Origin of the sequence: Embleya sp. NPDC005575 (assembly GCF_040605455.1) — a bacterium.
GTDB lineage: Bacteria > Actinomycetota > Actinomycetes > Streptomycetales > Streptomycetaceae > Embleya.
In genome coordinates this window covers 1-20,101 of the sequence record NZ_JBEXCV010000122.1, presented here as the reverse complement: position 1 = coordinate 20,101, position 20,101 = coordinate 1, and the positions used below count along the sequence as shown (strand labels likewise).

General features: G+C 71.8%; 16 protein-coding genes and 3 pseudogenes. 10 read left to right on the top strand and 9 right to left on the bottom strand.

Annotated elements, in window-relative coordinates; all coding sequences use genetic code 11:
* Nucleotides 1-62 precede the first annotated feature (62 nt).
* The 4 genes and pseudogenes from ABZS54_RS31080 (at nucleotide 63) to ABZS54_RS31065 (ending at nucleotide 3,854) form a co-directional block, all read left to right on the top strand.
* On the top strand, nucleotides 63-791 hold the full coding sequence (locus ABZS54_RS31080; RefSeq protein WP_355543495.1) for a polysaccharide deacetylase family protein: 729 nt from the start codon (nucleotides 63-65) through the stop codon (nucleotides 789-791).
* A gap of 19 nt (nucleotides 792-810) precedes the next feature.
* Nucleotides 811-2,019: pseudogene (locus ABZS54_RS31075) on the top strand (carboxylesterase family protein); the annotation flags it as partial.
* Nucleotides 2,020-2,300: 281 nt separating this feature from the next.
* Nucleotides 2,301-3,296, top strand: a complete 996-nt coding sequence (locus tag ABZS54_RS31070) for a squalene/phytoene synthase family protein (protein WP_355543492.1) — start codon at nucleotides 2,301-2,303, stop codon at nucleotides 3,294-3,296.
* 120 nt (nucleotides 3,297-3,416) lie between these two features.
* The gene (locus tag ABZS54_RS31065) at nucleotides 3,417-3,854 is read left to right on the top strand and encodes a hypothetical protein (protein ID WP_355543489.1); all 438 of its coding nucleotides are present in this window, start codon (nucleotides 3,417-3,419) and stop codon (nucleotides 3,852-3,854) included.
* A gap of 255 nt (nucleotides 3,855-4,109) precedes the next feature.
* Here the strand turns inward: ABZS54_RS31065 and ABZS54_RS31060 are convergent, their stop codons facing one another.
* On the bottom strand, nucleotides 4,110-4,703 hold the full coding sequence (locus tag ABZS54_RS31060) for a TetR/AcrR family transcriptional regulator (RefSeq protein ID WP_355543486.1): 594 nt from the start codon (nucleotides 4,701-4,703) through the stop codon (nucleotides 4,110-4,112).
* A 151-nt stretch (nucleotides 4,704-4,854) separates the two neighbouring features.
* On the opposite strand from ABZS54_RS31060, the gene ABZS54_RS31055 reads away from it, so the two are divergent.
* Nucleotides 4,855-5,874, top strand: a complete 1,020-nt coding sequence (locus tag ABZS54_RS31055) for an aldo/keto reductase (RefSeq protein ID WP_355543483.1) — start codon at nucleotides 4,855-4,857, stop codon at nucleotides 5,872-5,874.
* Between the two features lie 376 nt (nucleotides 5,875-6,250).
* Here ABZS54_RS31055 and ABZS54_RS31050 read toward each other — a convergent pair whose 3' ends face one another.
* The 4 genes from ABZS54_RS31050 to ABZS54_RS31035 all read right to left on the bottom strand — a co-directional run bounded on the left by ABZS54_RS31050 (nucleotide 6,251) and on the right by ABZS54_RS31035 (nucleotide 11,770).
* Nucleotides 6,251-6,397 (bottom strand): hypothetical protein, encoded by a 147-nt coding sequence (locus ABZS54_RS31050; RefSeq protein ID WP_355543480.1) that lies wholly within the window; start codon nucleotides 6,395-6,397, stop codon nucleotides 6,251-6,253.
* A gap of 724 nt (nucleotides 6,398-7,121) precedes the next feature.
* Complete coding sequence (locus ABZS54_RS31045) at nucleotides 7,122-7,844, bottom strand: alpha/beta hydrolase (protein ID WP_355543477.1); 723 nt, start codon at nucleotides 7,842-7,844, stop codon at nucleotides 7,122-7,124.
* 203 nt (nucleotides 7,845-8,047) lie between these two features.
* Nucleotides 8,048-10,699, bottom strand: coding sequence for an ATP-binding protein (locus ABZS54_RS31040; protein ID WP_355543474.1), 2,652 nt, complete (start codon nucleotides 10,697-10,699; stop codon nucleotides 8,048-8,050).
* Nucleotides 10,700-10,996: 297 nt separating this feature from the next.
* The gene (locus ABZS54_RS31035) at nucleotides 10,997-11,770 is read right to left on the bottom strand and encodes an alpha/beta hydrolase (protein ID WP_355543471.1); all 774 of its coding nucleotides are present in this window, start codon (nucleotides 11,768-11,770) and stop codon (nucleotides 10,997-10,999) included.
* Nucleotides 11,771-12,025: 255 nt separating this feature from the next.
* Here ABZS54_RS31035 and ABZS54_RS31030 point away from each other — a divergent pair, with 255 nt between their 5' ends.
* The 5 genes and pseudogenes from ABZS54_RS31030 (at nucleotide 12,026) to ABZS54_RS31010 (ending at nucleotide 16,137) form a co-directional block, all read left to right on the top strand.
* A complete protein-coding gene (locus tag ABZS54_RS31030) occupies nucleotides 12,026-12,355 on the top strand; it encodes a hypothetical protein (RefSeq protein WP_355543468.1) in 330 nt (109 codons plus the stop codon).
* A gap of 44 nt (nucleotides 12,356-12,399) precedes the next feature.
* Nucleotides 12,400-13,311, top strand: a complete 912-nt coding sequence (locus ABZS54_RS31025) for a Ku protein (protein WP_355543465.1) — start codon at nucleotides 12,400-12,402, stop codon at nucleotides 13,309-13,311.
* Between the two features lie 313 nt (nucleotides 13,312-13,624).
* Complete coding sequence (locus tag ABZS54_RS31020; protein WP_355543462.1) at nucleotides 13,625-14,962, top strand: sensor domain-containing protein; 1,338 nt, start codon at nucleotides 13,625-13,627, stop codon at nucleotides 14,960-14,962.
* A 126-nt stretch (nucleotides 14,963-15,088) separates the two neighbouring features.
* Nucleotides 15,089-15,673: pseudogene (locus ABZS54_RS31015) on the top strand (HAD domain-containing protein).
* The gene (locus ABZS54_RS31010; RefSeq protein ID WP_355543459.1) at nucleotides 15,670-16,137 is read left to right on the top strand and encodes a hypothetical protein; all 468 of its coding nucleotides are present in this window, start codon (nucleotides 15,670-15,672) and stop codon (nucleotides 16,135-16,137) included. Before ABZS54_RS31015 ends, ABZS54_RS31010 begins: the two are co-directional and overlap by 4 nt.
* Nucleotides 16,138-16,158: 21 nt before the next feature.
* On the opposite strand, the gene ABZS54_RS31005 is transcribed toward ABZS54_RS31010, so the two are convergent.
* The 4 genes and pseudogenes from ABZS54_RS31005 to ABZS54_RS30990 form a co-directional block, all read right to left on the bottom strand.
* A complete protein-coding gene (locus ABZS54_RS31005) occupies nucleotides 16,159-17,076 on the bottom strand; it encodes an LLM class flavin-dependent oxidoreductase (RefSeq protein ID WP_355543456.1) in 918 nt (305 codons plus the stop codon).
* A gap of 160 nt (nucleotides 17,077-17,236) precedes the next feature.
* Nucleotides 17,237-18,400 (bottom strand): hypothetical protein, encoded by a 1,164-nt coding sequence (locus ABZS54_RS31000; protein WP_355543453.1) that lies wholly within the window; start codon nucleotides 18,398-18,400, stop codon nucleotides 17,237-17,239.
* A 7-nt stretch (nucleotides 18,401-18,407) separates the two neighbouring features.
* Nucleotides 18,408-18,926, bottom strand: coding sequence for a SigE family RNA polymerase sigma factor (locus ABZS54_RS30995; RefSeq protein ID WP_355543450.1), 519 nt, complete (start codon nucleotides 18,924-18,926; stop codon nucleotides 18,408-18,410).
* Between the two features lie 100 nt (nucleotides 18,927-19,026).
* Nucleotides 19,027-20,101: pseudogene (locus ABZS54_RS30990) on the bottom strand (glycosyl transferase); the annotation flags it as partial.

The window sequence follows — 20,101 nt, the reverse complement described above, 5'->3', positions numbered from 1 at the left end:
CCACCGTCGGCCGGCGGTGGGCCGTGGTCATACCGGTTCGCACATTCGGAAGGACGACCGAAATGAAGTCGAGCGCACGAGTCCGCACCTGGGGGGCCGTCGCGATCGCGGCGGTGACGGGCCTGATCCTGGGCCCGACCGGACCCGCGCACGCAGACCCGGCGCCGCCGGCTCCCTGCTCCGCCGGCTATGCGGCGATCTCCTTCGACGACGGCCCCACGACCCTGACCCCCGCGTACGTCCGGGCGCTCAACGACGCCGGCTGGGTCAAGGCGACGTTCTTCCTCACCGGGGCACACGCCCTGGACTACCCGCAGTACGTCCGGCAGATCGCCGCCGGCGGCCACTGGATCGGTAACCACTCGTTCTCGCACCCGTTCCTGGACGAGCTTTCCGGGGAGGACGCGTTCAACGAACTCCTCGGCACGAACCAGATTCTCCAGGCCGGGACCGGCCACGCGCCGACGCTGTTCCGCCCGCCGTACGGCCGGACCAACGCGGCGATCCGCCAGGACGCGACCACGTTCGGGATGACCGAGGTGTTGTGGACGAACGACTCGTTCGACTACAACGGCATCTCCACCGACGACATCGTCGCCAACGCCCTCCGGGTGCAACCGGGCGGCATCATCCTGCTGCACGAAGGCTACGAGACCACCCTCGCCGCCATCCCGCGCATCATCGACGGCCTGGCCGAACGCGGCCTGTGCGCCGGGAAGATCGTCCCCACGACAACCCCGGTGGAAGCCTGGCCGGGCAGCACGTACTACGCCACGGCCGCACACTGGTGAGCGACGCACGTTCGGCGGCGACCCCGACAACGTCACGGTCGCGGGCCAGTCGGCGGGAGCCTGGAGCGTCGTGGCGCACGTGGCGATGCCCGCCTCCGGCGCCCTGTTCCACAAGGCCGTCGTCCAGAGCGGCAGCGGCGAGGGTGTTGCCGATGTCGACGCCGCGGCCGGGATCGCCCACGAGCTGCTCGCCGAACTGGGGATCGCCCCGGACGTCGCCTCGAACATACTGACCGTGCCGACCGCGGAACTGCTTCGCGCCCAGGAGGCGGTGCTGCGCGCCGCGCGGGTCAGGGGCGCCGGTACGGCCCTGGCCTTCGCGCCGATCGTCGACGGCCGCACGCTGACCGAGCCGCCGATCGACGCGATCCGCAGGGGAGTCGGCAGCCACATTCCGCTGCTCCTCGGCGCCAACGGTGACGAGGGCCGGATGTTCACGGTGTTGGATCCCGGCGCGGCGGCGGTGGTGGAGGCCGCCGTCGGGCCGATGTTCGCCGCCACCTACCCCGAACCCGAGGTTGCGCTCGCGGTCTTTCGCACGGTGGAGCGGGACACCTCGCCGGCGGGTCTGATCGCCGCATTGATCGGGGAGCGCATGTTCGGCGGGCCCACGCGCCGACTCGCCGAGGCGCGAGCCGAGTCGGGCGGCGACGTGTGGCGCTACCTGTTCTGTTGGTCATCGACCGCACTCGACGGGCGGATCGGCGCATGTCATTCGCTCGAACTCCCCTTCGTCTTCGACAACTTGGCGATCGAGGGGGTCGAGCGATTCACCGGCGCCCGGCCATCGCAGGACCTGGCCGACGCGCTCGGGCGGGCCTGGGCGGCGTTCGCGCGCGACGGCGACCCCGGTGACTGGCCCAGGTACGAGTCGGTGCACCGCGACGTGCGTCCCGACCCGGGGCCGAGCCGGGTTTTCGTCCGAGCCGGGGTCACGGCCCGAACCCGGGCGCGGTTCGAACTGCGGTCGGACCCGGGTCGGGGCGGGTGCAATGCCCGCGCCGGAACCGGGCGCGCCGGAACCGGCCTTTCAGGGGTCCTACGCAAGGCTTACGGGCCGGGCGGCCGGCGCATCGGGTCTTGCGCACGGGCGGTCGTACGGCGGATCGTTGCGGATGCGCCGACAACCCCGTGGTCGGTGCCCGGACCGCCCGGCGATCTCACCCCCAAATCGCCGGGCGGTCCTCGCCGACAACTCGGATGCTCGCGTGTTCCGTCGATCGAGTGAGTTCGCGTGGTCGGGCGGTCGGGTGGTTGGTTGATTCAGTGGCCGAGTGGCCGAGTGGCCGAGTGGCCGAGTGGCCGAGTGGCCGAGTGGCCGAGTGCTCGGGTGCTCGGGTGCTCGACCCGTTGTCGCGGCTCAGGGCGGGTGACGCTCGCCGCCGCGGCATCGTGGGCGTGGGTTTGCCCTACTCCGTGCTGATACTCTCCGTGCGGCAAATCAGCTTGTGGTGACCAATCTTCGGGGGTTTCATGCGCTCGTGGCGGCGTTCTCTGGATGCGGCGGGCGTGTGGGACGGCACACTGCGTGCCGACTACACGGCCGCCGAGCGGTTCATGCGGCGCCGGGAGACGGCCGGTTGGATTGCGTTGCGGCTGCTGGCTCCGCCGCAGTTCGCGCCGCACGCCCTCGTCGGCGCGGCGATGGCGTATTTCACGGACGACGTCTGCGACCGCGGAGACGAAGTCGGACGCCGACGGCGATTCGAGGCGTGGGCGACCCGGGTGCGGACGGCGCTGGACACCGATACCGCGACTCATCCGCTGCTGCGGGCGTATCTGCACGCCGCCCGGGTGCACGGCCTGCCGCGCACGTGGGCCGACGCCTACCTGGAGGGCACCCACGCCGAACTGGACTTTCCCGAGTTCGAGGACGAGGCCGCCTACCAGCGCTACGTCGACGTGCTGACCTGGCCGGGCGCGATGCTCAGCACCGGGCTCACCCCGCACCTCGTCCCGGACGAGGAGTTCGCCGCCTCCGTGCGCCTGTTCACCGACGGGTTCCAACGCACCGACCTGCTCTGCGACTTGGCGGAGGACCTGGGCGCGGGACGGATGAGGCTGCCGAAATCCGATCTCGACCGGTACGGCGTCACGCGCGCCGATCTGGGATCGGGCCGGGACACGCCGGGTGTACGGGCCCTGCTGGCCGCGACCGCGACCAGCGCGCGCGTCGCGCTCGACGCCGGCGATCGCCTGGTCGGTGATGTACCGACCGAGTACCGGCCGCTGGTGCGCAGCGTGCTCGCGCTCACCCATCACCGGCTCGACAACGTCTGTGCGCTCGGCCCCGCCGTCACCCACCGCTCGGTCCGCGACAACCCGGCCGAGTGCTTGCGTCTGCTCGTACGCGCCCGCCGCGCGGACCAGCCGCCGCGACGCCCGGGCCGCTCGGCGTCGTACCCTCCGGCGGGCGCGGCGGTCGAGGCCACCGGACCGCGGCCGTGGGGGCGCTCGCGGATGGGAACGGTGACCGCCGCCGGGTCGGACGCACCGACGCGGTAGGGCGGGGCGCGCGTCCGCTTCGGTCCCGAGGCGAGCCGGGCTTGGCGCGTCCGGCTGCATTGGCTGCGACACGCCGTGTGGTGTCACGATCGTGTCCGACCGGTATCGCACAATGGCCCGATGATTCCGGATGACGAGTATCTGCTGAAACTGGGCCGAGTGACGTACGGCCTGGCCCTACTGGAGAGTGTGGTCCTGGCCGAGCTGGAGCAACTGCCCGGTCTGCCACCGGCGTTGGTGCCGCGCAAGCTGGCGGGCAAGAGCATCGAGGCGATCGCGCGGGCACTGACCGACTCCGCGAACACCGGCAAGGTCGCCGACGCGACGACCCGAGCCTGGCTCCAGGTGGCGGGCAGCGAACTCGCCGCCGCCGGACGCATCCACCACGCGATCAAGCACGCCCGCGCAGCCGAGGAGGGTGAGCAGCCGCACCTGCACCGGCGCAGCGGCGAAGCCGGCGACGCCGTGGATATCACCACGGCCTGGCTGCAACGCGCCCAGTCCGATCTCGACGACGCCCTGCGCCAGATCTCCGAAGGCCGAGCCAAGGCCGCCTGACCGCCCTGACGGACCACCGCCGAAGTCCACGGCGGGCGCGGCGGCGCGGAGCCGAAGCCGATTCGTGCCATCGATGCCGGGCCCGCCTTTGCAGCCGACGCCCGCGACGAGATCCGGGTCCCACGCTGCCTCGCCCGCCCACTGCACCAAACGGGTGCGCACCACCGCTGGCGGAACCGCACACGGAACTGCCGGCCTCGGCCAAGGCGCTCTAGTCGGCGCTTCGGCAGAGTCGCACGCGCGATGTCGCCGAGGTCAGTGGTGTGGTCGGCGTAGCCCGGCGATGAGGAGTTCCACCATGTGGCGTGCGTCGTAGTGGGGATCACTGTCCGCGCCGATGCAGAGGTTGCCGACGCCGCGCATGAGCTCGTACGCATCGAGGTCCGGGCGGATCTCGCCGGCGCGGGCTGCGGCTTCGAGCAGTTCGGCGCAGACGGGTACGAGGCGGTCGAGGAAGTGGGCATGCAGCGCCTCGAAGCCCGCGTTGTCGGCCTGCAGCACGGCGGCGAGTCCGTGCTTGGTGACCAGGAAATCGACGAAGAGGTTGATCCACTGCCCCAGTGCGGCGCGCGGACAAGGGCTGGTCGCCAGCAGGGTCGGCCCCGCATCGGCACAGGCGTCGACCTGGTGCCGGTAGACGGCGACGATGAGGTCCGCTCGCGTCGGGAAGTGACGGTAGATCGTGCCCAGGCCGACGCCGGCCTCGGCCGCGATGTCGCGTACCGGCGCCTCCACGCCTGACGTGACGAAGACCGCGGCGGCCGCGTCGAGCAGGGTTTCCTTGTTGCGTCGGGCGTCCTTCCGCTTGGACGGGACTGCCTGCCCTGCGCCCTCGTCGCTGTCGTTCACCGCGCCACTCTTTCCACTCGCCTCTTGCAAAAGCGGAACCATGTTCCGTATCGTTTCGGAACGAGGTTCCGTTTGCTCATGATGTCAGAGCAGGGAACCGGTCACCAAGCCATGCATGGCACACGCTTCACCCGCAATGAGGAGACACGATATGCAGTACCGCACCTTGGGCCGCACCGGTGTGCAGGTCGGCACCCTCGCGCTCGGCGCGATGAACTTCGGAAAGATCGGGCGCACGACCCAGGACGAGGTCACCGCCATCGTCGACGCCGCCCTGGAGGCGGGGATCAACCTGATCGACACCGCCGACGTGTACAGCGGCGGCGAGTCGGAGGAAATGGTAGGCAAGGCCATCGCGGGCCGCCGCGACGACCTCGTGCTGGCCACGAAGGCGGCCATGCCCATGGGCGACGAGCGCAATCGCCGGGGCGGCTCGCGCCGCTGGCTGGTCACCGCATTGGAGGACAGCCTGCGTCGGCTCGGCGTCGACCACGTCGACCTCTACCAGATCCACCGGTGGGATCCGAACACCGGCGACGAGGAGACCCTGTCGGCGTTGACCGACCTGCAGCGCGCGGGAAAGATCCGCTACTTCGGCTCCTCGACCTTTCCGGCCCACCGCATCGTGCAGGCCCAGTGGGCCGCCCGCGAGCATCACTCGAGCCGTTACGTCACCGAACAGCCCAGTTACTCGATCCTGCAGCGCGGTATCGAGACCCACGTCCTGCCCGTGACCGAGCAGTACGGGCTCGGAGTGATGGTGTGGAGCCCGCTGGCCTCGGGCTGGCTGTCGGGCGCGATCCGCCAGGGCAGGGAGATCACCACCAGCCGCTCGACGTTCATGCCGCAGCGCTTCGACACTTCCATCCCCTCCAACCGGGCCAGGCTCGACGCCGTCGAGCAACTGGCCAAGGTCGCCGACGACGCCGGACTGACGATGATCCAGATCGCACTCGGCTTCGTGACCGCGCACCCCGGCGTGACCAGTGCACTCATCGGCCCCCGCACCCTGGACCACCTGCACTCGCAGCTCGCCGCCGCGGACACCACGCTCTCCGCAGACGTACTCGACGCGATCGACGCGATCGTCCCGCCCGGTACCGACCTCGCCCCACACGAGAAGAACGACACCCCGCCCGCACTGCTCGACCCGTCGCTGCGCCGCCGCTGATCGTCCCGGCGACGCTCCTCGGGGGTGACGCCGGCCGGGTCGTAGGCGACCGGGCCGGTGATCGCCGTCGGACTGCCCACCGAGGTGACGCCGATCGGTGATTTCGGCACCGGCAAGTCGCACCTGCCGATCCGGACCGGCAGCGACGCGTTCCGGCTGCGGGCCACCGAGGCCGGACAAGCCGCCGAGAACAACCACCAGGCCCCGGCGGCGGGCCCGTGCCCGGAACCGAGCCCGACATCGGTTCCGCCCGTCGGCTTCCCGATGGTCTTGGCCGCCGGCTCGGCGGTCGGGCCGAGTCGCCGGTTCGACCGTCGACGCGGTCGCGATGTAAGGGAGTTGGTGCGCTCCGCGTGGGGGTGCTTGTCCGGGTCGGTCAGGGGTAGAGGTTGTACCCCTCGCGGATGCTCAGGTGATGGGCCGGGTCCATGAACATCTCCCATTCGCCCTCGGAGATGGGTTCCTCCTCCTTGAACTCGAAGGGACCCATGTTCATCGCGAAGCGCCCGTCGGCGTAGAGCATCGGGCGTTCCTCGCCCGACTCGGAGTACCGCTCGACGTGCCGGACCGTCGGGCCCTCCGGCCGGGTGAAGTCGATCAGCGCGATCGCGACCCAGTAACCCGTGTTGTCGTGGTGGTCGCGGCCGACGGGGAGACGGGCGCGGACACCTCGCGGACGTCCGCGGCTTCACGGGCGGCCGGGTGCCGCGACCGGTTCGCGGTCGTCCCCGCCGGAGGAATCTCCCGAACTCGCCACCTCCTGCGGCGAATCCGCCCGATGGCTGCCCAGGCACGGAGCAAGGCCGGGCCCTCGCGCCGCGCCTGTCCGGGACAGCGCGCTGCACCGTATCGGGTTCGGCCTCGCCGGGCATCGGCCCGCCGAGTGCGCGCGGGGCCTCTCCCCGGAGGACGGAAGCGCTCCCGGAGCACCCGGGCGACCCGGACGACGAGTAGGGGCACGGCGAAGGACCCCGATCGAGAGAGCGATCGGGGTCCTGGCGCAGTCGAACGCCGGGGCACGGCCCGCACCTACTGCCGGCTGCCGGCTGCCGGCCGCCGACCCGGCCCGGGCACTGGTGGCCGAGCGTCGCCCCGACCGGCCGGTACCAGCGATGGCCGGTACCGCCGCGATCGGGGCGGTCGTGCAGCTGCCGGCCACCGCCATCGAGGAGGGCCGGGGCCGTCCTCGACGAGCGGCATCCCGGCCGACACCGCCCGGCGTCCGCTGCCGGCCTGACGGCCCGGCCTTACTTCAGGTGTCGGCCGAAGAACCGGTTCCCGTCGTCCACCTCGAACCACGGGGTGCCGGCGTGCCCGCCCACATTGGCGTGCAGCGTCTTCTCCTTGGTGCCGAAGGCGTCGAACAGGTCCAGGGCCGACTGCCGCGGGTTCCCTTCGTCGTCCCACTGCAGCAGGAACTGCAGCGGAATGGTGACCTGCCGGGCCTCCTCGCGCTGGGCGCGTGGCACGTAACCCCCGGCGAAGAAACCGGCGGCCGAGATGCGCGGTTCGACCACCGCCAGCCGAATGCCGACGGCGGTCATCCCCGAGTACCCGACCGGGCCGCCGATCTCGGGCAGCGAAAGGAGGGCGTCCAGGGTGGTCCGCCATTCCGGGACCGCCTTTTCGACCAGCGGGACGATGAAGGACTCGAAGATCTCGTCGACCGGCTCGCCGGCCGCCATCGCCCGGCGGAGGTCGGCGCGAGCCTGCTCGTCGACGGCGGAACGGGGCCGGTCGCCGTGCCCGGGGTGGTCGATGGCGGCGACCGCGTAGCCGTACTCCGCCGCGGAGTGCCGGGCCCGGGCCACCAGCCGCGATTCCCGCTTGTGCAAGCCGCCGTTGTGGCCGATCAGGATCAGCGGGGCAGGTGCGGATCCGGACGTCCACAGGACGCCGGGGATCTCGCCGAGGGTGAATTCGCGTTCGAGGACGCCGTCGTCGAGGCGTTGTTCGGAAGTGAATCGCATGGTCGTGCCTTTCGGGAGTGCTCTTGAACGGCGCTCCCGGACGACCTATCGCCCGACCGTGACCCCGGAGGGGAGCACCCATGTCGATACTGCGTTCACGGGTACCACCTCCTCGTTCTCTCGCACGGCCTCCGGAAAAGTAGCAGTGGTCGCCGTGGTCCGCCGGCGGTTTTTTCGCGGAGGCTCCGTGGCCGGATGCGTCGTCACCGGCGCCGGGATGACGCTGCGTCATTCTCATCGTCCCGGCCCCCGGACTCCGTGCGCGCCCGGACGTCCCGGTGCCCGTCGACAGGCGTGCTCCGGACATGACTTCGGTCGGGCTCGCCGCCCGGCTCGGGCCCGGTGGACGCGGGGAGCGTGAGGATCATGGTGAGGCCGCCGCCGGGAGTGTCCTCGGCGGTGAGGGAGCCGTTCATGGCTTCGGCAAAGCCGCGGGCGACGGCGAGTCCCAGGCCGACGCCCCGGCTTCGGGGAGCGTCGCCGTGGCGCGCGAAGGCTTCGAAGACGCGGTCCTTGGCGTCGTCGGGCAGGCCGGGTCCGCGGTCGACCACGCGCAGTTCGATGCGGTCGCGGACCGCCTTCGCGACGACGACCACGGGGGTGTCGGGTGGGGTGTGCAGGACGGCGTTCTCGACCAGGTTCGCCATCACCCGGTCCAGCAACTCTCCGTCGGCACGTACGGTCGGCAGCGTGTCGGGCACCGACACCCGCACCGCCGTTTGCGCGGCTCGGGCCACCGCACCCGGGACCACCTCGTCCAACGCGACGTCGCTCGGCAGCGGCTCGATCGTGCCCATCCGCAGCCGGCTCATGTCGAGCAGGTTGCCGATCAGTTGGTCGAGACGATCGGCGCCCGCCTCGATGGTGGCGAGCAACTCGGCCCGCTCCGCCCGCGCCCAGTCCACCTCGTGCGAACGCAGGCCGGACGCACCGGCCTTGATCGCGGCCAGCGGCGCGCGCAGGTCCCGGGCGACGATCGCGAACAGGGCGGTGTCGAGGCTGTGGCCCTCGCCGAGTCGGCGGGCCTCCGCCGCCTCGGCGACCAGGGTGCGTCGTTCCAGGACCAGTGCGGTCTGCGCGGCGAACGCACCCAGGACACGACGCGTGTCGGCGGGCAGCGCGCGGCCGGACAACACCAGCGCGAGCGACTGGTCCACCGGGACCTCGACGTCCGCCTTGTCGGGCCGAGTCGGCGGATTGGGGCCGATCGAGTCGACCCTCGCCCAGGATGCGCAGGGTCCGTCGCGTTGGAGCACGGCGACCGACTCCACGCCGAACGTCTGTCGGACCCGTTCGAGCAGCGCGGGCAACGCTTCTTCGCCGCGCAGTACGCTGCCGGCCAGGAAGCTCAGCGTGTCCGCCTCGGCCTGGTTGCGCGCGGCCTGCTGGGCGCGCCGCGCGGCCAGGTCGACGACCGACGCCACGGCCAGGGCGATGACGACGAAGACCACGAGGCTGAGCATGTTGCCCGGCGCGGCGATCTTCAGGGTGTGCGTCGGCGCGGTCAAGTAGTAGTCCAGCAACAGCGATCCGACCACGGCCGCGGCCACCGCCTGCCACAGGCCGCCGAACAGGGCGACCCCGACGGTGAGCGCCAGGAACAGGAGCATGTCTCCGGGCAGCGCCACGCCGCCCCGCATCGGCACGAGTACGGCGGCCGGTATGAGTGGCCCGAGGAGAGCGACCGCCCAACTCGTGACGGCTCGTCCCCGGGCGGTGGTCGAGCGCTTCGGGGTGGTTTCCCGGCCGCGACCGATGTGTTCGTGGGTGACGATGTGGGTGTCGATGTCGCCGGAGCGGGCGGCGACGGTGGCGCCGACGCCGGGGCCCAGGACGTACTGCCAGGGCCGGCGCCGGCTGCCGCCCAGGACGATCTGCGTGGCATTTACCCCGCGGGCGAAGTCGAGCAGGGCACCGGGCACGTCGTCGCCGACGATGGGGTGGAACGTGCCGCCCAGCGAGTCCACCAACCGGCGCTGACGGGCCAGATCGGCCGAGCAGCCCCCGGACGGACCGTTGCTGCGGGCCACGTGCACCGCAAGCACCTCTCCGCCCGGCCCGCGGCCGGCGATCCGCGCCGCTCGGCGGATCAGCGTGTCGCCCTCGGGCCCGCCGGTCAGCGCCACGACGACCCGCTCGCGCGCCGGCCGCGTCGCGTCGATCGGGTGGTCGTGGCGATGCTCGCGCAGGTACTCGTCCACCCGACCCGCCACCCACAACAGCGCCAACTCCCGCAACGCCGTCAGATTCCCGGGCCGGAAGCAGTTCGCCGGCGCGGCGCCCGCGATCGCGGGCGGGTACACGTTCCCGTGCGCGAGTCGCCGCCGCAACGCCTCCGGCGTCAGGTCCACGAACTCGACCTGATCCGCACGACGCACCACGCCGTCGGGCACGGTCTCGTGCTGCGCTACACCCGTGATCGACTCGACCACGTCGTTGAGCGACTCCAGATGCTGCACGTTCACCGTGGAGATCACGTCGATCCCCGCATCGAGGATCTCCTCGACGTCTCGCCAGCGCTTCGCGTTGCGCGAACCGGGCACGTTGGTGTGCGCGAGTTCGTCCACCAGCGCCACCCGGGGTCGACGGGCGATCACCGCGTCGACGTCCATCTCGGTGAACGCATCACCCCGATGGGTGAGTTGCCTGCGCGGCACGACCTCCAGCCCGTCGAGCATCTCCTCGGTACGGGGTCGGCCGTGGCACTCCACGACACCGACCACCACATCCGTACCGCGCGAGCGTCTGTGCCGCGCCTCGTCGAGCATCGCGTACGTCTTGCCCACCCCCGGCGCCGCACCGAGATAGACCCGCAACCGGCCCCGCCCGGGAGCCTCGACGGCGAATCCACCCACCCCCGAGACAGCGGGCTCCGGCGAACTCCGGACTCCGACCCGTCCGTGTGACACCCGCACCCACCCCTTCCGAACGCCGATCCACCCGACCCGACCCGACCCGGTCCGGTCCGATCCAGTCCAAGGTCGAGACCAAGCCGCCGCCCCGCCCACTGCCGACACCCCGACGACCAACCCCGCACATTCTCGTCCACGCCCCCCGAATCACCGCCCCACCTGTGCCGGCCCCCGGAACGCCCCTCGTCGGCCGACCCGCCCTGCGTCCGACGGCCACCCGTACCCGTACTCGGTGGACCGTCACGCCTTGGTCGGCAGGAAGGCGTCGAGCATCGGGGTGAGGAGGTCGGTGCGGGTGGGGACGTTCATGTGGGTGGTGTTCGGGAGGATTGCCAGGTGGGCGTCGGGGATGAGTTCGTGCATGCGGGCGGCGTGCTCGATGCGGATGAAGTCCGTGTCGCCGATGACGAGGAGGGTGGGGGCGGCGATCGAACGCAGTTCGTCCTCCGTCCACTCGACGAAGCCGTGAGCCAGCGGCTGGAGTTTGGCCAAAGTGGCCTCGAAGTGGGCGGGGTCTGGGGCGACCCGGGCGTAGGCGTCGACCATCGCCGCGAAGTCGGCCGCGGTCGGCAATCGCGGAGAGGTCTGCTCGGGCGCGGTGATCTCCGCGTGGTAGCCGTCGTGGCGGTAGTGCGTCGCGAGCAGGACGAGATGGTCGATCCGCCCCGGGTGCCGTACGGCGGTGCGCAGCGCGACCAGGCCGCCGAGGCTGAAGCCGAGGAAGTCGGCGTGTTCGACGCCCAGATGGTCGAGCAGCGCGACGACATCGTCGGAGAAGACCTCCAAGGACATCGGGCGATCGCTGTCCGCCGTGTGGCCGTGGCCCTGGAGCTCGACCGCGATCACCCGGCGGTTCGCGGCGAGCGCGGGCAGCAGCGCGGCGAAGCTCGAGTCGATGGTCAATGCGCCGCCGTGCAGTACGACCAGCGGCGGTCCATCGCTGCCGTGCAACTCGTAATACAACTCGATGCCGTTCACCGGGGCGTATCCGACAGTGGGGGCGCTGGACGTCATCGTGCTCTCCTGGGGCGGTGGGGAAGTGCGTTCACATGATTGGACCCCCCATCGCCCCGAAACTCATCGCGGCACACCGGATCCGCCTTCGGCCGAGCGCATGCGCCCTTGTCCGGACGGACCGCCTCCGTGCCCCGCCCGCCCCGCGGCCCTACGGCGCGGGTCGCGCGGGGGCCCGCGGGGCCGTGGCCAGGCCGGCGCGCCGGGTGCCGTACGCGGACAGCGCACCCCCCGACCCGCCTGGCCGACGAGGGCGTGGCCTTGGGCGTGGTCGGCGATGTGGGCTGGGATCTGCGCGGGACCTTCGCCCATCACCACCTGGACGGCCACTTCCCCACCCGGGTGCATTCCTGTGGGCACCACACCGACCCGCTGCTCTTTCGGCACGTGTGTCGCGAGTCGGACGTCGACCCGGCCGAGACGCGCATCGGGGGCTGGGCGCCGTGCTGCGCCTGGCCGGGCTCGGTCCCGACAGCTGACGCAGGCCGGCTGCCGTACGGCCCGACGCCTCGACAGCCGCTCGACCGCCCGGCCGACCGGCCGCGCCCGGCCGAGGCGTGCGGTGGCGGGGTGGCCTACCGTTGAAGGTGGTCATTTCGTACCGAATAGGTCATCGGTCAGGGGTTGGTATGCGGGCGACGTGGAAGGGCGCAATCTCGTTCGGACTGGTGAGCATCCCGGTCCAGCTGTATCCGGCGACGTCCGAGCACCGCTCGCCGGGGCATCAGGTGCATCGTGAGGACGGCGGCCGGATCCGCTACAAGCGCGTGTGCGAGCTGGACGGCGAGGAGGTCGTCTTCGCGGACATCGCCAAGGCGTACGAGGCCGCGGACGGTCGTCAGGTCGTCCTCACCGACGAGGACCTGTCCGAGCTGCCGCTGCCGAGCAAGAAGGTCGTCGACGTGCTGGCCTTCGTGGACGAGGCCGGGATCGACCCGTTGATGTTGTCCAAGCCCTACTACCTGGGGCCCGCGACGCCGGCGGCGGCCAAGCCGTACGTGCTGATCCGCGAGGCGCTCGCCGGGCAGTCCCGGGCGGCGGTCACCAAGATCACCCTGTCCACGCGTGAGAGCCTGGCGCTGGTTCGGGCCCAGGGCGAGATCCTCACTCTCCAGACCATGTTGTGGCCCGACGAACTCCGCGCACCCGAGGGCATCGCGCCCACCGAGAATGTCACCATCCGCCCTCAGGAAATGAAGATGGCCGCCTCGTTGATGGACACCCTCAGTGAGGACTTCGACCTGGACGACGTCCACGACGACTACCAGCGGGCGATGGACGCCCTGGTCGAGGCCAAGGCCACCGGCGAGCATCCCCACGAGGCGGTCGTCAAGGAGGCGGGCGAGAGCAACGTGGTCGACCTGATGTCCGTGCTCACCGCGAGCGTGCAGGCCGCCGAGAAGGACCACCCCAGGCCGGCGAAGCAGACGGACACCAAGACGCGCGCGACGACCAAGAACCGGACGACGGCGAAGACCGCGAGCGATCGTGCCTCCGCGAAGAAGAGCACGACGACGCGGCCACGCCGGAAAACCGGCTGAACGCCGTTCGTGAACGGGCACGGGTACGTCTACGAGCGGGCGATCGAGGCGATCTTCGACGCGGCGGCGGCACAGGCGCCTTCGTTGTAGCGGCGGCCGGGACGGGCGGCTGCCTCGCGCAGCGGGCCGGCCGGCAGTCTGCGCGCGCTCCATCCGGTATGCCAGGATCACGCTGATTCAGTCTGATATTTCGCCCGATTCGCGCGCCAAGAGTGGGTCTACCTCCACCGACTCGCCCGGCCGGCTCCCCGCATACTGGCGACGCGGCTCATACGGCCGATGTACCGAAGCCGTAGAGAAGGGTGCAAGTGGGATGAAGCACACGGGTTCGGGGGGCGGGGCGCGGCTGCGCGGGATGGGTGGGGGCTTCTCCTTCTCGGGAGGACTCGTGGCGTCGGGGCGGTCGTTGGCGCTGTGGGGGCTGTCGTTCGTGGCGGCGCTGTTGTCGCCGGCGGTGTTCGTGGTCGTGCTGTTGCTCGGTACCGGTCTGGGCCTGGTGTTGCTGGCGCCGGTCGTACGCGCGGTGCGGTGGCTCGCGGATCGGCAACGCGCGTTGGCGTATCGGTGGTCCGATGTGCGGATCCCGGCCTACTACCTGCCCGTGCCCGAGGCGGCTCCCGGCAGGCGCGGCCTTCTCGCCCGGCTCCGGTGGATCGTCCGGGATCCGCAGACGTGGCGCGACTGGCTCTGGTTGGCGCTCGACCCGATCGTCGGCGCCGCGCTCGCGGTCGGGCCGGTCGCGCTGATCCTCGGCGGCTTCTGGGCGATCGGGCTGGCGTTCTACGGCGTCCCGCTGTCGCGGGAGTGGGACGGCCTTCGGTACCTGTTCATCCCGATCCGGGATCAGAGCACCGCCACCCTCGCGGGCGTGCTCGGCCTGCTCCAACTGCCCCTGGCGCTGTGGCTGGCGCCGCGTTCGGTGCGCCTGCACGCCCGGTACACCCGGTTCGTGCTCGCGCCGAGCGAGAACGCGCGGACGGCGTACCGGATCGAACGGCTCACCGCGACCCGGGCCGAGGCGGCCGAGGCGCAGTCCGCCGAGATCCGGCGGATCGAGCGCGACCTGCACGACGGCGCCCAGGCACGGCTGGTCGCGATGGGCATGACGCTCGGCGCGGCGGAACACCTGCTGGATCGTGATCCCGCCGCCGTACGCGACCTGTTGGTCCAGGCCCGCGAGTCCTCGTCCAAGGCGTTGGAGGAACTGCGTGACCTGGTCCGCGGCGTCCACCCGCCGATCCTGGCCGACCGCGGCCTGGGCGACGCCGTACGCTCGCTCGCCCTGGTCTGTCCCCTCGACGTGCGGGTCGCCGTCGACCTGCCGGGGCGTCCGGACGCATCGGTGGAGTCGGCCGCCTACTTCGCCGTCTCGGAAGTGCTCACCAACGCGGCCAAGCACTCGGGCTCCGACCGGGTCCGGGTCGACATCGGTCACGAACTCGGGCTGCTGCGCGTCGAGATCACCGACGACGGCCGAGGCGGTGCGGATCCCGGCCGAGGGAGCGGCCTGCGCGGTATCGAGCGACGGCTCGCCGTGTTCGACGGGGTCCTGACCGTGACCAGCCCGCCGAACGGCCCGACCCGGGTGACGATGGAGATCCCCTGCGCCCTGTCCTCGCCGAAGACCGCCTCCTCCTTCGATACCGGGTGATCCCACCACCAAAGACGGCACGCGTCGGACCGCCCGTACTGCTGGAGTCCCGGTACGCACGTCGAGCCGCTGTCCGCCCACGACTTGCCGGCCGACCGCGTGAGGGCGGGCCGCTATCGTGCGGGCGTGACCGCTTCGGTGCAGCGTCCGCTGCTTTATCTTGACGTCGACGGACCGCTTCTCCCGTTCGGGGCGGCCGAGTATCCCAACCATGGCACGGATCCCGAAGCGTGCGACGTCGATGCGAACCCGCTGTTGGCCAGGCTCGATCCCGGGCACGGCCCCCGGTTGTTGCGGCTGCCGTGCGATCTGGTCTGGGCCACGGCCTGGATGCAGGAGGCGAACACGTACATCGCCCCTCGGCTCGGCCTGCCGGACCTGCCCGTGGTGATCCGGCCGGAGTAAACCGTGGTCGACGATCGGGACGAGCGGGCCGGGCTGCACTGGAAGACCCGAACCCTGGTCGTCCGGGCGGCGGGCCGCCCGTTCGTGTGGGTCGACGACGAGATCACCGCCACCGACCGGGCCTGGGTCGCCACACACCACGAGGGCCCCGCCCTGCTCCACCGGGTCGACCCCCACCGGGGTCTCACCGAAGCCGACTTCATCGCCCTCGCGAGATGGCTCCGCAGGCCCACGCCGCGGCTCTCCTCCCGGGCACGCCCTGACACCGCCCACCCTGTCACCTACCACGAATCGAGCGGAACTTGAGCGACGACGTGCTTTCCGTCATCCCGGCCGACCCCTACCACCGCCCCGATCGGGTCGCGGCCGAGCGGGCTGCCGCGATCGTGGCGGACCTGGCGCCGGGCCTTCCCGGAGGAGTCGATGTCGAGATCGACGTCGAGTGGTACGACGTGGTCACCGCCATTGCCTGCGGCGCGAATCTCGGGCGGATCGGCTGTCCGCACTGCGGCGGGTCGATCGACACCGAGTGGTGGGCGGACCTCTCGGCGGAGCATGATGACGACGGGTTCGCGTCGCTTGCCGTGCGGGTTCCGTGTTGTGGCGCGGCGACCTCGCCGGCCCGCCTGGACTTCGACGGGCAGTGCGGCTTCGCGCGTTTCGAGATAGCCGTGTGGAATCCGGAACGCGTGTGGTTCGGCGACGAGGAGATGGCGGTGCTCGCGGATGCTCTCGGGTGTCCGGTGCGCCAGATCCGAGCGCACATCTGAGACGCCCCATGCCGTTCCGGATCAAGTGACTGGGGTGCGTCCGGCGTGGCCGCGGTGTCGGGCGACGGATTCGCGGACGGCGGGGGCGATTTCGACGGCCCAGCGGTGGTGTTGGGCGGGGTCGTCGGATTCGGCCCCGAAGATGAAGGTGTCCATGCCGAACTGGACCACCAGCGCAGTGAGTTCCTCCACCCACTGACGGGGCGGGCCGGCCAGGAAGCCGTTGGAGGGGCCGTCGGTGATGACCCCGAAGACGTTGTAGACGCGTCGGATGTCGGCGGGTTCGCGGCCGGACTCGGCCGCGCCGTCGTCGATGCGGCGTTGCATGTCGGGCAGCTTCTCGGGCGTGGCGTAGCTGTTGGACGGGCACCAGCCGTCCGCCTTGCGCCCGAGCATGTTCAGCAGGCGCGGGCCCAGTACGCCCAGCCAGATGCCCATCGGGTGTACGGGGCGGGGTCCGGGATGCACCCCCGCGAGCTGGTAGTGCCGACCGGTGTAGCGCACGGAGCGTTCCGCGGACCACATCAGGCGGACGATGTCGACCGCCTCCTCGAGCGCGCTCGCCGCCTCGCCGGGGGTACGTGCGGGACCGCCCATCGCCCCGATGGCCTCCCAGAACGCACCCGCTCCCAGGCCCAGTTCGAATCGCCCGCCGGAGAGCACATCCAGACTGGCCGCCGCCTTGGCCAGTACCGCCGGCGGACGCAGCGGCAGATTCGCCACGTCCGGGAACACGCGCACCCGCCCGGTGTTCGCCAGGATCACGGCCATCAGCGCCCAGGTGTCCAGGAAGCGGCTCTGGTAGGGATGGTCCTGCACCCCGACGAGATCCAGGCCCTCACGGTCGGCCATGTCCGCCAGCGCGAGGATCTCCTCGACCCGTGAGCTGTCGGGCGTAGGAAAGACACCGAACTCCAACGGACGCCCATAATCGGTCATATTTCGATCCTAGGTTGCGGGCCATGCGTTCGCAGGCTGCCGCCGCGCGGGAGGGCCCGTGGCGTGCCGCAAGGATCGAGAGCCCAGGCCGTGGACGCCGTCGGCGCCGGCCCCCGGCAGTGCGGGCCCGGCGCATCCGCCTTGCTGCGGGCCCGCGTGTTCACCGACGCGTCGTCGGCCCACCCGTGGGTGTCGAACTCGCACTTGTGCTCGTGCTGCTGCTTGTGTTCGGGGGGCCGCTCGTGCCGAAGTCCGCGCTTGTGCCGGCCGGTCGCGTGGACGTCGCGTTGGTCACCAGGTCGGAGGGCGGCACCGACGACGACTCCGAATCGCCGGTACTCGGAGGGGTCGACGCCGCGGACGGGCCGGCCGACGGATACCCGTCCGTTCGGATGGCGGCCAGGATCGCGGACAGGCGGTCCTGATCGAGGGGTGGGTCGGATTCGACGAACGCCCCGTCGGCGCGCATGACCCGACCGGGCCGGCGCTCGTCGAAGCCGGTCGGCGGCGTACCGGTGCCCACCGCGAACCAGGGCGGGTCGGTGCCGTCGAGGTTCGGCGGGTCCACGGTGCCGAAGCGCATCGCGTACAGCGGGGGGTCGGCCGGCTTGCCCACCGAGGCCACCAGGGAGATCAGGTGTTCGCCGGCGGCGAGCAGGTCCTGATCCAGCTTCACCGGCATGCCGACCGGCCTGCGGCTGCCCGCGACGACGCTCTCGGCCACCTGGTGCACGCGGGCGGAGTCGGCGGCGGGGCCGGCCAACGAGGCGACCCCCCAGCCGCCCGACGTCCATTGCCAGGCCAGTTGGATCCGGCCGTCGACCGGATCGGGCCCGGTCAACCACGCGGCCGGGTGCCCGTTCACGGGTGGAGCGGGCCCGCCCAGGCCGAGCTCGCCGCCGGGCAGCCGGTCCGGTGCGTACATCGTCACGGTCCCCCGCGTGGCCGCCACCTCCGGCGCGCCGCCCGGCTTCTCCGGACCCAGGATCACCCGCTGGCGATACTTGCCGGTCTCGTAGACCACCGGCGTGAAGCCGCCGGCCGAGCCCACCTGGAAGGCCCGCTGCCGCACGTCGAACGTGCCGCCGGCGGCGGGGCCGGTCGCGCCGTTGTGCAACGGCGCGGCGATCAGCACCGTCACCAGCACCACCAGTGCCACGGCGACGGCGCCGCCCGTCACCGCGAGCGCGCGCCGGACCCGGACCGTGCGGCGGCCATCCCGGATCGCGCGGGCCACGTTGACGCCGGGTTCGTCCGGCGCGGCCTGCGGCGTCGCGCGCAGTGCGGCCAGTAGTCGGGCGCCCTCGTGCTCGTCGGTGTCCATGGCCGGTCTACTCCCCTTCCCAGCGGGCCACGACCGGCCCGTCCAGCAGTGTGCGCAGTCGCGCGAGTCCCTGTGCGGTCTGGCTCTTCACCGTGCCCTGCGAGCAGCCGAGGATGTCGGCGACCTCGGCGACCGGCAGGTCGCACAGGAAACGCAGCACCAGCACGACCCGCTGCCTGGGCGGTACCCGGGACAGCGCGATCCGGACCGCGTCCCGGGTCTCCACGTCGGGCCCGGGCGGCGCGGGCAGCGCCGGGGTGTCCTGTGGCGCGCCGATCAGCCGCACCCGGGCCCAGGCGAGGCGGCGCTCGTTGAGGAACGCGCGCACCAGCATCCGGTGTACGTACCGGTCGAGGTCGTTCGCCGCGGCCGCGCGTCGCCAGTGCACGTACAGCCGGGTGATGGTGTTCTGCACGATGTCGTCGGCATGGTGCGGATCACCGCACAGCAGCCGGGCGACCCGGCGCAGGGCGGGCAGGCGGGCGGTCACGTACTCGGTGTACGCGTGCTCGTCGCTGCGCCGCACCCGACCGCCCTCCATGTGTACTCCGACGCCCGCCAAAGCGCCTTCCCGTTCCGTCGGGGTACCGGTGGCGAACTCCCCGGTACGGTACGGGGCCGCCTGCTCAGCCGGCACCGGCGGCACCCCCTCCCCGGACGTCCCACAGCCACACCCCGCCGATCGGCACACCCGGGCCGAACAGCTGGTCGAGCGTCGCGCGCAGTGCCTCCTGGCGGTCGTGCGGGCCGAGCACCACCGCGTCCGCACGCCAGAAGGCCAGGTCCGCGCGGGCTTGGGCGCGTTCGGTGTCGCCGACTTCGGGCACCGTCCCGCCGTCACGCACTTCGCGCAGGAGTTGCGAGGTGGGTCGGGTGACCGCGCCGTAGCCGCCGAGCCGGTCCGGTCCGAACGGGCCGACGAAGTAGCCCTCGGCGAGCGGGAAGCCCAGCCCCGCGTCGACCTGCCAGCCCAGCGCGCGGGCGTCGGCGGGATCGGGCAGCGGCACGGTCACGATGGCCCGGCCGGAGCCGGTGAAGTGGCGCCACGTCCCGTCGGCGAAGAACGCGGGGGTCGGCTCGCGCGGCGCGGAGGCCAGCGGCTGCGGCAGCAGCGGCAACAGCGCCTGGAGCACCGCGACGCACCACAGCAGCCACAACCGCCGATCGCCCGCGTCGCGCACGGCCTGGGCGCCCAGCGCGAGCAGGATGCCCAGCGCGGGCACGCACACCATGGTGAATCGGCTCTCCAACACCGATTCGTACAGCGGCAGTTGCCCGAACCATCGCCATGGTCCAAAGATCCCGGTGGGCTCGCCGTTGACGATGATCTCCGGGCCGAGCGAGAACAGGGCGGCGCCGACCAGCACGCCGGCGAGGGCCTTGGTCAAGGCCGTGCGCCACAGCGCGGCGGCGATCGCGACGGCCAGGATCGGCAGTGCCCAGCCGAAGAACGCGTTCTCCTCGGTGCGGTTCATCGACAGGCGTGCGGAGACGTCGATATCGCCGGCGAGCGAGCGGTCGGCGTACGCGGTCAGCGCCGCGAGGTCGTTGCCGGCCGGGCCGTGCAGCAGGTTGGTGTAGCTCTGCGGGCCGGTGAACTGCCACCACAGCGGATAGGCGACCAACACGCCGCACAGCGCGACACCGATCGGGAGCCCGCGGGCCAGCGGGCGCAGCGCGGCGCGGGCGGCCGCCCGCGCC